At 31.5% G+C, this 14,041-nt stretch carries 13 protein-coding genes; 6 read left to right on the top strand and 7 right to left on the bottom strand.

Translation table 11 applies throughout. From position 1 onward, the window contains the following. On the bottom strand, positions 1–1,344 hold the full coding sequence (locus ACTPNM_RS02805) for an NAD(P)/FAD-dependent oxidoreductase (protein WP_440120532.1): 1,344 nt from the start codon (positions 1,342–1,344) through the stop codon (positions 1–3). A 138-nt stretch (positions 1,345–1,482) separates the two neighbouring features. On the opposite strand from ACTPNM_RS02805, the gene ACTPNM_RS02810 reads away from it, so the two are divergent. The 3 genes from ACTPNM_RS02810 to ACTPNM_RS02820 are packed head-to-tail and all read left to right on the top strand — an operon-like array spanning position 1,483 to position 4,663. Further along, complete coding sequence (locus ACTPNM_RS02810; protein ID WP_440120533.1) at positions 1,483–2,352, top strand: transporter; 870 nt, start codon at positions 1,483–1,485, stop codon at positions 2,350–2,352. 21 nt (positions 2,353–2,373) lie between these two features. Then, positions 2,374–3,381, top strand: coding sequence for a glycoside hydrolase family 113 (locus ACTPNM_RS02815; RefSeq protein ID WP_440120534.1), 1,008 nt, complete (start codon positions 2,374–2,376; stop codon positions 3,379–3,381). Next, on the top strand, positions 3,365–4,663 hold the full coding sequence (locus ACTPNM_RS02820) for a POTRA domain-containing protein (protein ID WP_440120535.1): 1,299 nt from the start codon (positions 3,365–3,367) through the stop codon (positions 4,661–4,663). The genes ACTPNM_RS02815 and ACTPNM_RS02820 overlap by 17 nt, the downstream gene beginning before the upstream one ends. A 104-nt stretch (positions 4,664–4,767) precedes the next feature. Here ACTPNM_RS02820 and ACTPNM_RS02825 read toward each other — a convergent pair whose 3' ends face one another. From ACTPNM_RS02825 to ACTPNM_RS02845, 5 genes are all read right to left on the bottom strand, one after another. After that, on the bottom strand, positions 4,768–6,861 hold the full coding sequence (locus ACTPNM_RS02825) for a S46 family peptidase (protein WP_440120536.1): 2,094 nt from the start codon (positions 6,859–6,861) through the stop codon (positions 4,768–4,770). A 90-nt stretch (positions 6,862–6,951) separates the two neighbouring features. Then, the gene (locus ACTPNM_RS02830; RefSeq protein WP_440120537.1) at positions 6,952–7,836 is read right to left on the bottom strand and encodes a sterol desaturase family protein; all 885 of its coding nucleotides are present in this window, start codon (positions 7,834–7,836) and stop codon (positions 6,952–6,954) included. 38 nt (positions 7,837–7,874) lie between these two features. After that, positions 7,875–8,867, bottom strand: coding sequence for an anion permease (locus ACTPNM_RS02835; protein ID WP_440120538.1), 993 nt, complete (start codon positions 8,865–8,867; stop codon positions 7,875–7,877). Between the two features lie 117 nt (positions 8,868–8,984). Beyond that, a complete protein-coding gene (locus ACTPNM_RS02840) occupies positions 8,985–9,731 on the bottom strand; it encodes a uroporphyrinogen-III synthase (protein WP_125066130.1) in 747 nt (248 codons plus the stop codon). Positions 9,732–9,745: 14 nt separating this feature from the next. Further along, complete coding sequence (locus ACTPNM_RS02845; protein ID WP_440120539.1) at positions 9,746–10,384, bottom strand: DUF4271 domain-containing protein; 639 nt, start codon at positions 10,382–10,384, stop codon at positions 9,746–9,748. Positions 10,385–10,461: 77 nt separating this feature from the next. On the opposite strand from ACTPNM_RS02845, the gene ACTPNM_RS02850 reads away from it, so the two are divergent. The 3 genes from ACTPNM_RS02850 to ACTPNM_RS02860 are packed head-to-tail and all read left to right on the top strand — an operon-like array spanning position 10,462 to position 13,018. Beyond that, positions 10,462–11,184 (top strand): polyprenol monophosphomannose synthase, encoded by a 723-nt coding sequence (locus ACTPNM_RS02850; protein ID WP_440120540.1) that lies wholly within the window; start codon positions 10,462–10,464, stop codon positions 11,182–11,184. 4 nt (positions 11,185–11,188) lie between these two features. Further along, positions 11,189–12,526, top strand: coding sequence for a dihydroorotase (locus ACTPNM_RS02855; RefSeq protein WP_440120541.1), 1,338 nt, complete (start codon positions 11,189–11,191; stop codon positions 12,524–12,526). Further along, positions 12,527–13,018, top strand: a complete 492-nt coding sequence (locus ACTPNM_RS02860) for a DUF4296 domain-containing protein (RefSeq protein WP_440120542.1) — start codon at positions 12,527–12,529, stop codon at positions 13,016–13,018. 1 nt (position 13,019) lies between these two features. On the opposite strand, the gene ACTPNM_RS02865 is transcribed toward ACTPNM_RS02860, so the two are convergent. After that, positions 13,020–14,021, bottom strand: coding sequence for an SDR family oxidoreductase (locus tag ACTPNM_RS02865; protein ID WP_440120543.1), 1,002 nt, complete (start codon positions 14,019–14,021; stop codon positions 13,020–13,022). Positions 14,022–14,041: the final 20 nt, after the last annotated feature.

The following is a 14,041-nucleotide window of genomic DNA, read 5'->3' on the forward strand; positions in this document are numbered from 1 at the left end:
CTAAACTCTGCTGAAAATTCGCTTCCAGCTTTTCTTTTTTAATTGAATATTGGTGTTGTTTTCTTTGTTGAATTTTGCTACAATTTCCGATTCGTGAAGTTTATAGAATTCTGGGTCGAAGTTTGCATCTGCTAAATGTTCTAAAGTATAAGTTACAGACTGCTTTTCATTCAAAACTTTGTCAAAAAACTCATGACGCATTCGTATTCCTAATGTATTTATACCAAGGAATTCTTGCGTGTTTTTATCATAGTTAATTCGAATACATTTTTTACCACTCTCTTGTTCCCAGTAAAAATGAGCTTCATCTTCTTTAGGTTGCGGCCAAACCCAACCATAGGTTTGGTATTCTATATCAATAAATTTTGCAGAATTAAACCAATGTCCTGGTTTGTATTCAATTCGGTTGCCACAAATAGTTTGCGCAACAGTTTCTCCCATCATTCTACCAGTATACCAAACAGCTTCAATAGGACGACGTAAACCAATGGCTTCATGTTGTTCTGCACAATCTCCAATTGCATACACATCTTTGATATTGGTTTTTAAAAAACGATTGACTTTAACACCTCTGCCAAGTTCAATTTCAGAATCTTTTAAAAAGTCAATATTAGGAGAAACACCAGCAGTCAAACCAACAACATTACAAGGTATTTCTTCACCGGTTTCTTCAATAATTACAGATGTAACTTGTCCGTTTTTATCTGACTTTATTTCCTTTAGATTTACACCTAAACGTAAATCGATATGATTTTCTGTAATTTCACGATTTATCATGGCAGATTCTTCCAAAGGCAATACTTTATCCCAAAAACTATCTTCACGAACTAAAAAGGTAACAGGAATATTTCTGCTATGAAGCATTTCGGCAAGTTCAATACCAATTAAACCTCCACCAACAATTACAGCTCTTTTACACACATCATTATTTGGAGCGTATTTTTCAAGAGCCTCTAAATCTTGTTTATGATACATTCCCATAACACCTTTTAAATCTTGACCAGGCCAGCCAAATTTGTTAGGTTTTGAACCGGTGGCAATAATTAATTTATCGTAAGACAATTTCTCCCCAGTACTAAACTCTACTTCTTTTTTTGATGAATGTATTTTTGAAATAAAACCTTTTTTGAGATCGATATTGTTTTTCTTCCAAAACCAAGATTCGTATGGCTGTGTATGTTCAAACTTCATGTGTCCCATGTACACATACATTAAAGCGGTTCTTGAAAAGAACTCATCAGTCTCAGAAGAAATAATGGTAATTTTTTTGTCTGATAATTTTCTGATATGCCTTGCGGCTGTAACTCCAGAAATTCCATTACCAATAATAACAACGTGCTCCATAAATGTTGATTTGCAGTTTAGGTCGTTGCTAAAGTTAAGAACTTAATGAAGGAATTAAATTTAGAATCATTTTAAATAAAAGGGTTTTGTAAGTGGAGTTTTTTTAAGGCGACCTATGATTTATATAAAATTTATCATATGAAACGACAATTAATAAGCTTTTCAATTTTATTCTTTTTGGTAGTACAAATTTCAAATGCTCAAGAAGATAAAGTAGAAAAATCAAACATTCAAACGTATACACCATCTAAACTTTTAAACAATGGACAATGGGATATTAAGTGGTTTAATAACTTGTATACAGAAACAAAATTTGCTGATGCCGATGGTAAAAGTAAATCAAAGCTAAGAGAAAACTACTTTACTTCAACATTAGAAGCTTTTACAGGAATTTCGGAAAACAATCGTATTAATATAGGAGCAATTATTGAGTTTCGTTCTAATACAATTGGTGATCGCCAAGCATTATCAGTATTTAGTTTAAAAGACAATCCAAATACAGAGAGAAAAGGAATTACATCATTTGCACCAGCTATTAAGTTCCAACCATTAAAAAATGTAGGAAATTTTTCAGTTCAATCAGCAGTACATATTCCTTTAGTTAGCAATGAAACAGAAAATGGTGTGTTTTTGGATCAAACAGCTTGGACTTTTCAAAATCGATTCTTTTATGATTATACTTTTTCTAATGGAAAATGGCAGTTGTTTACAGAGTTAAATACAGAGTATAATTTTGGGGATGAGGATAGTTTTGCTAACAATACTTTTTTATTAGCTCCAGGAATCTTCTTCAGTTACTTTCCAAATGAAAAGTCTACAGTTTTGGCTTTTACACAGCATTCACAAAGGTTTGGAGATTTTACACAAGATTATACAGCTTTAGGTTTGGGAGGAAAATATCAATTAACTAGTGTTTTAAACTTGGAGGTATTGTATAGTAATTTTGTTAGAGGAACAAATAATGGATTGGGGCAAAGCTTTAATTTAGGATTAAGAGCATTATTTTAAAAGTAGTAAATTAGAGGAGTAATGAAAACTCTAAAACTCCTTTTAGTAAGTTTTATCTTTTTTGTGGGTTCTTGTACGAGTCAGTCAAAAAAGATAAATGGTGTTAGTTTTGTTGCTTCATCAAAAGAGATAACAAATCAACATATTGATGATGTAAAAAAGGTGTCAGCAAATTATGTTACACTGATGCCTTTTGGATTTGTTAAAAATTTATCATCTCCAAATGTGATTTATAACTCCAAGAAACAATGGTTTGGAGAGACAAAAGAAGGTGTAAAACAATATGCCAAAGAGTTTCAACAAAGTAAAATAAAGATTATGTTGAAACCACAAATTTGGGTTTGGAACGGTGTTTATACAGGATCTATAAAAATGAATTCCGAAGATGAATGGAGAAAATTAGAACAATCTTATGAAGACTTTATCCTTGCTTTTGCCAAAGTAGCAGAAGAAATTAATGCAGAAATTTTTTGTATTGGAACAGAATTGGAGCAGTTTGTAAAAAACAGACCAAAATACTGGAAAAAACTCATTAAAAAAATTAGAAAGGTATACTTTGGAAAATTAACCTATGCAGCAAATTGGGATGAATTTAAGCGAGTAGACTTTTGGGAGGATTTAGACTTTATAGGAATTGATGCTTATTTTCCGTTAAGTGATCAAAAATCTCCTACTCTTAAAGATTTTGAAAAAGGTTGGCAACCTCACAAAAATGAAGTTATTCAGGTTCAAAGTAAGTTTAATAAACCTGTTTTATTTACTGAGTACGGGTATAGAAGTGTAAATTTTACAGGTAAAGAACCATGGAACTCAGGTAGAATAGAAGGAGATGTCAATTTAGAAAATCAACAAAAAGCATTACAGGCTTTGTATAATCAATTTTGGAAAGAAGATTGGTTTGCTGGTGGTTTTGTTTGGAAATGGTTTCATAATCATAAAGAAGTTGGAGGGGAAGATAACAATAGGTTTACACCTCAAAACAAACCAGCAGAATTGACTATAAAAAAGATGTATGAAAGTAGTAAATGAGAAGCATAGAAATAAGTGTCTATTTTTCTTGAAGACAATAATTCTTGCAACATTTTGGTTGCCTGTAAACTGTTATTCACAAGAAAGAAGTATAGAAAAAATTACTTTTTCAGGAGCTAAAAAAACTAAAACACATGTCTTAAAGAAAATACTGAAATCAAAAGAAAATAAAGTACTTGATTTAATAGTACTAAAAGAAGACATGATTCGTTTGAAGCGTTTACCAGCAATTTCTAATGCGTATTTTAAAACATCATGTTCTGAGGGTAAATGCAATGTTGTTGTAACTGTAGAAGAGAATTTTACAATAATTCCAGAAGTCAATTTTCATAAAACGATTAATCAAAGATTAGCCTATAGAATTGGAGTGGGTGAGTATAACTTTTTGGGGAGGAACATGACCTTAGGTGGGTTTTACCAATACAATGGTTTTGATTCTTATGGAATTAACTTTAGGGCTCCTACGTTATTTTCAGCAAAATGGGGAGTGTCATTAAGTCATCAAAACTGGACAAGTGAAGAACCACTTTATTTTGGTAGTGAATCGGCCAATTATAAGTATCAGAATATTTCTTATGAAGCTTTGGCTTTATACCAGCATAATTTTAAAAATCAGTTTCAGTTTGGAATTAATTTTTTTAAGGAAAAGTATAATTATTTAAGTGGAAGTACTTCATCAGGTGTTCCTACTGAGTTAAATGTAGATAAAAAGCTACTGAAGCTAATTTATGTTTTTGATAATCTAGATTATAATTATCAGTACATTAATGGAATAAAAAATGAGTTTCATGGACAATATGTAACATCGGAGAATAAATATCAAAATGACTTTTTAATTTTTTGGAATGACTTATTTTATTTTAAAAGACTAGGTAATAAAGGAAATTGGGCAAATAGATTACGAGTTGGTTTGTCATCTAATGATAATACTCCATTCGCCCCATTTGCTTTGGATAATAATTTGAATTTACGAGGCGTTGGTATTTTAGTTGATAGAGGAACAGGAAGCATTGTTTTAAATACAGAGTACCGCTATACCTTGTATGAAAAGAAATGGTTTGTTTTGCAAGGAAATGTCTTTACAGATGTTGGAACTTGGCGAAAGCCTGGAGGAGCATTAAGTGATTTTGTAGATAGTGATAATGTTAGAATGTATTCTGGTATTGGTTTGCGTTTTATCAATAAAAAAATATTCAATGCAGTTTTTAGAATTGATTATGGACATGGACTTACAAAGAATGCATCAAAAGGATTTGTATTTGGGATAGGTCAATATTTTTAATCGCAGGACGATAGCCAAGAGTCCAATCTCCAAGGTTGTATAAAAAAACGAGGTTGTAAAATACAAACCTCGCTTTTTAAATTATTCTTATGTAGAAAAATGTTTTATTTTTTCTTTGGATGCACTAACTTCATTTCTTCAATTAAATGCTTTGCTCCTGCGTATTTATCAACAATGAATAATACATAACGAACATCTACCATAATATTTCTACAAATTTCTGGATCGTAATTCATGTCACTCATCGTTCCTTCCCATACACGGTCAAAGTTTAAACCAATCAAGTTTCCATGTGCATCAATAGCAGGACTTCCTGAGTTACCGCCTGTGGTATGGTTAGTTCCTAAGAAACATACAGGTACTTTTCCGTTTTTATCAGTGTATTGCCCAAAGTCTTTAGCGTCGTATAAATCACGTAATTTTTTTGGAACATCAAATTCATAATCTCCAGGAACATACTTTTCAATAACTCCGTCTAAATAACTTACAGGATTATAGTATACAGCATCTCTAGGCGAGTATCCACGAACTTGACCGTAAGTAACACGCAAAGTACTGTTAGCATCTGGAAAATAGCGTGCATTAGGTAACGCTTCCATTAATGCTTTCATGTATGTTTTTTGTAAGGCTGTAATTGGCTGATTTTTTTGCTGAAACTCTGGATTGATTTTAGTATAAAACTCTTCAATCATAGGTTTTGCATATTGGTAAGCAGCATCCTTGTTTAAGTTTTTAACCACCTTTTTAGCATCACCTTCTAATAATTGTAAAGCCTTGTTTAGATCAGTAAAACTTGTTTTGTTATAAATAGAAGCATCTATATTAGTAGGATTGTATAAAGGCATCACATTTTTAAACACACCTTTGTCTACATTTACATCAAAGTTTTTATGAATTCCTTTAATTCTATTGATTAATGAAGTTTTTGCATCTTCAAATTTTTCAGGTTTATTTAAGGCTACTTGTTCTAATTGATACGCTCTAAAAGTCATTTGCATTAACTCATTAGTAACCAAGAAAACTTCAATAAAATTTCTTCTTTTAATATTGATATCAGCAAAATTAGCATATAACTTTTCAAACTCAGGAAGAATATTTCCGTAGGCATTTTCTAACCCTTTTTCTTTTAGTGCCTTTTTGAATGTAGCTTCAAAAGCTTGACGCTCTGCAATAGCATTGCTCTTTTTAATTCCTAAATTTTCACCAATCCATTTTTTCAAAGCATTTGCAATACGTGCTTGTTTTGAAGCATACTTAATACGAACAGCGTCACTTGCTTTCATTTGTGCATCAATTTCTTTTAATGCAGCTTCTCTAATAGCAATGTTACTCGGGTTAAACTCTTGTGTGATATGCTTAATAGCAACGGCTGGTAAATACTCATTAGTACGACCTGGGAAACCAAAAACCATAGTAAAGTCACCTTCTTCAATTCCGTCTAAAGAAACAGGTAAAAAGTGTTTTGGTTTGTAAGGAACGTTGTCTTTACTGTATTTAGCCGGACGATTGTTTTTATCAGCATAAATTCTAAATAATGAAAAATCTCCCGTATGACGAGGAAAAACCCAGTTATCGGTATCACTACCAAACTTTCCAATACTACTTGGTGGCGCCCCAACCAAACGAACGTCTTCAAATTTTTCAGTAACAAATAAGAAATATTGGTTTCCTTTGTAAAAAGGCTTTACCTTACTGTTTTGCCAAGCTTCTTTTTTTACTGATTTAGTAATTTCATTGATGTTTTTATCAATAGTAGATTGTTTTTCACGTTCAGTCATTGCGTTGTTAACTCCATTTAAAGCTTTGGTAGTTACATCATCAATACGAACAATAAACTCAACATATAAACCTTTGTTAGGCAATTCTTCTTTTTTACTCATTGCCCAAAAACCATCTTTTAAATAATCGTTTTCTAAAGATGAGTGTGATTGAATTTGTCCGAAACCACAGTGGTGATTGGTTAAAATTAATCCTTCAGGAGAAATTACTTCACTAGTACAACCTCCATTAAAGTGCCCAATAGCATCTTTTAAACTTGAGTTGTTTACATCGTAAATGTCTTTTGCGGTAAGTTTACTTCCTAAAGAAGTCATTTCTTGTTCGTTCATTCCTTCTAAAAGCGAAGGAATCCACATGCCACCTTGTTGTGCAGTAACTTGAACGACAATAAATAAGAATAGAATTTTTATGTACTTCATTTGTTTGTTTTTAAAAAGCTAAAGATACAAATTGGTAGTAAAATAGCTTGTTGAAAGTATGAAGTAATAGGTTAAAAAAGACTTAAAACATTATTTCTTTCCTATAGGATAGAGTTCTTGGTGGATGAAGTCTTTTGGGAATTTTTCATCTCCGTCAAAACCTAACTCAATATCACGTCCATTGTAAGGAATGTAGTTGGTTTTAAAAATGTAGTCCCATATACTTAGTGTAATACCAAAGTTAACACCCATTCTTCTTTCTGTTGGAAGCTCTTTAGCATGATGCCAAATATGCATTCTAGGATTATTTAAAATATACTTTAACCAACCATAATCCCAATTAATATTGGCATGATTTAAGTGTCCAATAGTAATATTGAAAAAGTGAACAATAGCAACGTCTTGTGCTGTGAATCCGCCCATAATAGCTAGCGGAATGTATTTCATTGAGTTGTACACCACAGGTTCCATCCAATGATAACGAAGGTGTGCTGCAAATCCCATTTGTTTTACGGAATGATGTACTTTGTGAAAGTTCCATAAAAATTCATATCTGTGGAGTAAAGTATGTGTAAACCACTGCACAAAATCAATAATGATAAAAAACACGGTGATTCTTGCCCAATAAGGAAATGTATTAATATCAAACAATTGAAAACTAGCAACTGATAAACCAACTAGACCAAGTATATCATTAAATAATTGTTCTGCTGTGTTTGATAAAGCAATAAGTACAATTAGGTTTAATAAAAAGAAATTGAAAAACATGTAAAAAGTATCCAGCCAAAAATCTTTACGAAATAAAGGTTGGTTTTTTCGCCAAGGGAAAATGATCTCTAGTCCCCAAACAACAAGAGAGATAATAATTAAACCATAAAAATAATTTTCCCAGCTTAATTCCATAAGTACCGATTGCTTAATGTAATTCCAGTAACCAGTATATGAGTTTTTTATAATGTCTATGTACCTATCCATAAAGAATTTAAAAATAGCAATTACAAAATATAAATTAGTTAAATTATTTCTAAGGTTTTAAAAATTATAGCGCTTATAATAGCGGATATAGGTAAAGTAAGTATCCACGATAGTAAAATGTTAGTAATCACTTTGTAATTAGCTTTTTTGGTAACGGTTCCAATACCAAATAAAGATCCTACAGATACATGCGTAGTGGAAACGGGTAAACCATGTATGCTGGCGGTGGTTACGAGTAAACCAGTAACAATATTAGCGGTAAACCCTTGGCCAGCATTCATTTTAGTGATTTTTTTACTCATAGTTTCGCCCACATTTTTTGCGTTTAACAATCCGCCTAAAGCCATAGTTACTGCAATTAATAGCATATTCCACTTTAAGTCAATAGTATTGGCAATAATTAACAGGCCTACAATCTTTGGAGTATCATTTAATCCTCTAGCAAAACTAACAACACCCGAACTTAAATAATGTAAATTATTTAAGATCTTTACAGAAGAAAAGTTAAATAAAGTTGGGTTATTTTTGTTTAAGCTTGGAATTTGTTTTCGTATAAACTTAAAAATAAGATAAACGATTAGGCTTAAAATGGTAGCTATTAAAGGACTAATAATTAAAGGAAAAAGAAAAGTACTAGTTAGTAATTTGAAATTAAAAGTATTTCCTACAGCTACAATACCTGTGCCAAATAAAGCTCCAACTAAACTATGTGTAGTAGAAATAGGCATTCCTATTTTTGTTGCTAAAAACACTGTGATAGCTGCTCCTATAGCAATGGATATGGCAAATATTGGTGTTTGAATCAAATTATTTGGAACTAAACCCTTTCCTGAGAAGTTTTTTACTAATTCATCTGCTAAAAATATTGCAGCTACAGAACCAGAAAAAGTGGTTATGGTAGCCCAATTAATAGCTTTCTTGTAATTGGTTGTACCAGATCCAAATAGCGTAGCAACACCTTTAAAATTGTCATTTGCTCCATTACTATATGCAAGAAAACTAGCAGCTAAAAAAAGTAGTAAAAAAATCATAAGTTTAATTTAAGTATGACTCCTTTGACGGTAGAGTTAAATTAAACTTACATGCGTAAACGTAAACAGCCATCAAAAATACTTTGATGGCTGTTTAAAGTGTTAAAAACAAGCGAACTACTTCTTGTTAGCTTCTTTAATGTATTTTTCTAAAGCCATTGTCATTGAAGGGGTTTCAGGTGTTGGTGCAGCAATATCTACACGTAAACCTCTATCTTCAACAGCTTTGATAGTAGTATTACCAAATACGGCTATTCGAGTATTATTTTGTTTGAAATCAGGGAAGTTTTTAAATAAACTATCAATTCCTGATGGACTAAAGAATACTAAAATATCGTAAAAAACATCTTCTAAATCAGATAAATCACTCACTACGGTACGATATAAATCTGCACGTTTCCAGTCTACTCCTAACTTGTCTAATTCAGCAGGAATTAAAGGCTTTAGCTTATCAGAAGAAGGAAGTAAAAACTTCTCATCTTTATGTTTCTTAATTAGTTTGGTTAATTCAGGAAACGTTCTGTTACCAACATAAATTTTACGTTTACGGTACACAACGTATTTCTGTAAATAATAAGCTACGGCTTCAGATTGACAGAAGTACTTCATGTCATCAGGAACTGTAAAGCGCATTTCTTCAGCTATTCTAAAAAAATGATCAACAGCATTTCTACTAGTAAGTATGATTGCTGTGTAATTGTTTAAATCAACTTTTTGAGCTCTTACCTCCTTAACAGGAATTCCCTCGACATGAATAAACGATCGAAAGTCAACCTTAACCTTTTGCTTTTCCGCCAAATCAAAATATGGCGATGTTTCTGTCTTCGGTTTAGGTTGAGAGACTAAAATAGTTTTAACTTTCATAAACTTTCTCTTTATTACGTAGTTGTTGTTTTATAAAGAATTAATAGCGGTGCTATTTCAAGGGTGCAAAAGTACAAAATAAAATAAAACAACTTGCTAATTACAAGTTTTTTATTATTTGTTAAAATTAAAAAAGCTCTAAAAATAAGCAAGATAGCGAAGGAATAAATTAAAAAATGCTTGTTGGTAAAAGCATATTGATAAAGTATGATAATAGGGAGTAACCATATGCTAAGAACATATAAATATCCTGATTTAGTATGTAAAAAATAATTTACAATTGATGATAAACCTAAAACGTTTGCTAATGAATAATCTATTAAAAAGCGTAGCAAAAAGTATAAAATAACAAATAAAAATAATCCTAGAAAAGCTAAAAAACTATGAGAGTATATTTCTGATACTAAAGTCAAGAATAAGAACAGAGAAATAACAATCGATGAAAAAGAAAATAAGAGTAGCTTAAAAGGGGTAAAAAAAGAGGCTCCTTCTTCAGTTCTTTTATGAAAAAAACCAGGAGTTATAAAAGCAATAGTATATCCATATAATTTAGTAGGTTTTAACGATTTCATCATAGCCAATAACACAATAGCCAATACAATAACTAAGGTAATCCAACTATCATGGTTTATAATTCGTTCTACTGCTTGCAATTGCTTTTATACTTTTTAATTAACACAAAATTAGTAATAAATAAGTGTATCTTTGCCCAGATTTATATGAAAATTACATGAAGTCAGACGCTTTAGTCATAATTCCTACGTATAACGAGAAAGAAAACATCGAAGCTATTATTCGAGCAACTTTTAGTCAAAAAAAGGTATTTCATGTATTGGTTGTTGATGATAATTCCCCTGATGGAACAGCAGCAATTGTAGAAAATTTACAAGAAGAGTTTCCTAACCAACTTTTTATTGAAAAGAGGGCAGGGAAAAATGGATTAGGTACCGCATACATTCATGGATTCAAATGGGCAATAGCAAAACAATATGATTATATCATAGAAATGGATGCCGACTTCTCACACAACCCCAATGATTTAATTAGATTGTATGATGAATGTGTTAATGAAGGAGCAGATGTGGCTATAGGCTCAAGATATTCTGTAGGGGTAAATGTGGTTAATTGGCCAATGAGTAGGGTATTACTCTCTTATTTTGCATCAAAATATGTACGACTAATTACCAGAATGCCAATTCATGATACTACAGCAGGTTTTGTATGCTATAAAAGAAAAGTGTTAGAAACAATTAAACTTGATAAAGTTAAATTTGTTGGTTACGCATTTCAAATAGAGATGAAATACAAAGCATGGAAGCATAAATTTAACATTAAAGAAGTTTCAGTTATCTTTACTGATAGAGTCCTAGGAAAGTCAAAACTAAGCAAAGGAATTATTAAAGAAGCTGTCTTTGGTGTGATAAAAATGAGAATTAACGGATTACCAAAATAACAACATGCAATCATATTTAATTAAAAACGCACAAATCGTTAATGAAAACAAGGTTTTTAAAGGCGATGTTTTAATAGAAGGAGAATTTATTAAGGAGATAGGAGAAAACATAATTCCTACCGATGATGTATTAATGGTTGATGCGGAAGGAAAGTTCTTAATTCCTGGTATGATTGATGACCAAGTACATTTTCGTGAACCAGGTTTAACACATAAAGCTAATATTGCTACAGAAAGTAAGGCAGCAATTGCTGGAGGAATTACGTCGTTTATAGAAATGCCGAATACGGTACCTCAAGCCACAACTCAAGAATTGTTAGCTGATAAGTTTGATATTGCAAGTAAAACATCATACGCAAACTATTCGTTTATGTTTGGTGGAACGAATGATAATTTAGAAGAATTGTTAAAAACAAACCCTAAAGATGTTGCGGGTATCAAGTTGTTTTTAGGTTCTTCAACAGGAAACATGTTGGTAGATAATGAAGAGGTTCTAGAGAAAATATTTTCTTCAACTAAAATGTTAATCTCTGTACATTGTGAAGATGAAGCAACTATTAGAAAAAACACAGAAGAGTATAAAGCAAAACATGGAGATGATATTCCTGTAAAATATCACCCGTTAATTCGTAGTGAAGAAGCTTGTTATTTATCTTCTTCAAGAGCAATTGCATTAGCAAAGAAAACAGGTGCACGTTTACATATTTTCCACTTATCTACAGAAAAAGAAACGCATTTATTTAGAAATGATATTCCATTAGAAGAAAAGCAAATTACTGCTGAGGTTTGTGTACATCATTTATGGTTTACAGATGCTGACTATGACAAAAAAGGAACACACATTAAGTGGAATCCTGCTGTGAAAACACAAAAAGATAAAGATGGTTTATGGAAAGCCTTGTTAGATGATAGAATTGATATCATTGCAACCGATCATGCACCACATACCTTAGAAGAAAAGGATAACGTATATACAAAAGCACCTAGTGGAGGTCCGTTAGTGCAACATGCAATTCCAGCTATTTTAGAAAAGGTGAAAGAAGGAGTGTTGCCAATTGAAAAAGCGGTAGAAAAGATGAGTCACAACCCTGCAAAAATCTTTAAAGTCGAAAAAAGAGGATTTATAAAGGAAGGTTTTTATGCTGACTTAGTTTTAGTTGATGCTGATAAAAAATGGACAGTAGATAAAGAAAACGTATTGTATAAATGCGGATGGTCTCCGTTTGAGGGAGTTGAGTTTTCAAATCAAATAACTCACACATTTGTAAACGGAAACTTAATGTATAACGAGGGGATTTTTAACGAAGAAATTAAAGGAAAACGATTATTATTTAACAGATAAATGAAGTCTTTTTTTTACATATGTATTGGTTTGCTTTTGGTGTCGTGCACTAGTAATACGATTTATGAAAAGCCTAAGAACTTAATTCCGAAAGATTCTATGATTTCGTTATTAACCGATATGTATATAGCCTCTTCTGCTAAAAACCAAAAAAACAAGTTTTTAAAGAGAGAAAAAAACTATATGTTTTTGGTATACGAAAAGTATAGAATCGATAGTACTCGTTTTGATGCCAGCAATACATATTATACTTCTATGGTCGATGAGTATACTGAAATTTTAAATAAAGTAAAAAAGAACATTGATTCATTAGACGTTTTATATAGAAAAAAGCAAGAAGTTCAAGACTCTATAAAAGGAATTAAAAAGGGAAGTAAACTAAAAAGAGATACAGTTTTAGATAGGGATCTATTATTAGATGATGCTCCTAAAGAGTTAATAAAAAGAGAAGATAGAGAGTTTGAGAAAAAAGACTTAAAGAAGATTAAGTAACTTACTTTTTAAACTCTTTAGAAACTTTAGCAATAACCTCATTAAGAGGTTCAAACTCAAAGTTAAGTTGCTCTATAATCTTTTTTGAACTATAGAATGATGTATTATGAGCGGATTTAGCAGAGTTTTTAGTTAACAAAGGTTCTTTACCTGTAAGTTTTGTTAAAAGCCAATCCACTCTCCAAAATATTGAAGTAATCAGTTTGCCAACTTTTCTTGAAGGTCTTTTTTTATTCAGGTTATCAGCAATACTAAATAGAACATCTTTAAACGATTTGTTTTCTGAAACAAGAATAAAACGTTCATTTTTTATGTCAGAACCCATTAGGTTTATCATTGCTCTTACCACATCATATACTCCAACAAAACCAGTAACACCTTCTGTGTAAAACGTTAAACCACTATTTATTTGGGTAAACATTTTTCCAGAGCCCTCATTCCAAAAGCCACCACCCAGAATTACTCCAGGGTTCACAATTACTACATTTAAATCCTCTTGGCTACCTCTCCAAACTTCCATTTCAGCACCATACTTGGTAATTGCATATCCATGATTCTCATCACTATCAAGCCATTCATTTTCTTCGTTAACTGGTTTGCCATTAATAGTATTACCAACAGCAGCGATAGAGCTTACAAAACAAAACTTATCAACATTTGCATCAATAGCAAAATTAATAAGGTTAGCAGTTCCTTCAATATTCACTTGGCGCATTTTCCTATAATCCTTTGGATTGAAAGAAACTAATGCAGCGCAATGGTAAACTTGTGTAATGTTATTAAATACAGGTTCTAATGAAGGGGTATCGGTAATGTCAGCTTGTACCCATTCAATTTTTGAAAAATACTGTTGTACATTATCGGTATAAAAAGAAAAGATTTTTTTAACATGTTCACGCTTTTTTTCAGTTCTAAAAATAGCTCGAATCTTGTCGTTTTTTTGGCTTAAATGATATAATAAATGTGAGCCTACTAAACCTGTTCCTCCTGTAACTAAAATCATAAAGCGAATTTAGTTTATTT

Source organism: Tenacibaculum sp. Ill (genome assembly GCF_051938915.1).
GTDB classification, from domain to species: domain Bacteria; phylum Bacteroidota; class Bacteroidia; order Flavobacteriales; family Flavobacteriaceae; genus Polaribacter; species Polaribacter larymnensis.

Coding starts and splice junctions, on each gene's coding strand:
- ACTPNM_RS02820 (WP_440120535.1), top strand. CDS start 3,365: ATGAAAGTAGTAAATGAGAAGCATAGAAATAAGTGTCTATTTTTCTTG.
- ACTPNM_RS02830 (WP_440120537.1), bottom strand. CDS start 7,836: ATGGATAGGTACATAGACATTATAAAAAACTCATATACTGGTTACTGG.
- ACTPNM_RS02825 (WP_440120536.1), bottom strand. CDS start 6,861: ATGAAGTACATAAAAATTCTATTCTTATTTATTGTCGTTCAAGTTACT.
- ACTPNM_RS02805 (WP_440120532.1), bottom strand. CDS start 1,344: ATGGAGCACGTTGTTATTATTGGTAATGGAATTTCTGGAGTTACAGCC.
- ACTPNM_RS02840 (WP_125066130.1), bottom strand. CDS start 9,731: ATGAAAGTTAAAACTATTTTAGTCTCTCAACCTAAACCGAAGACAGAA.
- ACTPNM_RS02865 (WP_440120543.1), bottom strand. CDS start 14,021: ATGATTTTAGTTACAGGAGGAACAGGTTTAGTAGGCTCACATTTATTA.
- ACTPNM_RS02810 (WP_440120533.1), top strand. CDS start 1,483: ATGAAACGACAATTAATAAGCTTTTCAATTTTATTCTTTTTGGTAGTA.
- ACTPNM_RS02855 (WP_440120541.1), top strand. CDS start 11,189: ATGCAATCATATTTAATTAAAAACGCACAAATCGTTAATGAAAACAAG.
- ACTPNM_RS02860 (WP_440120542.1), top strand. CDS start 12,527: ATGAAGTCTTTTTTTTACATATGTATTGGTTTGCTTTTGGTGTCGTGC.
- ACTPNM_RS02850 (WP_440120540.1), top strand. CDS start 10,462: ATGAAGTCAGACGCTTTAGTCATAATTCCTACGTATAACGAGAAAGAA.
- ACTPNM_RS02815 (WP_440120534.1), top strand. CDS start 2,374: ATGAAAACTCTAAAACTCCTTTTAGTAAGTTTTATCTTTTTTGTGGGT.
- ACTPNM_RS02835 (WP_440120538.1), bottom strand. CDS start 8,867: ATGATTTTTTTACTACTTTTTTTAGCTGCTAGTTTTCTTGCATATAGT.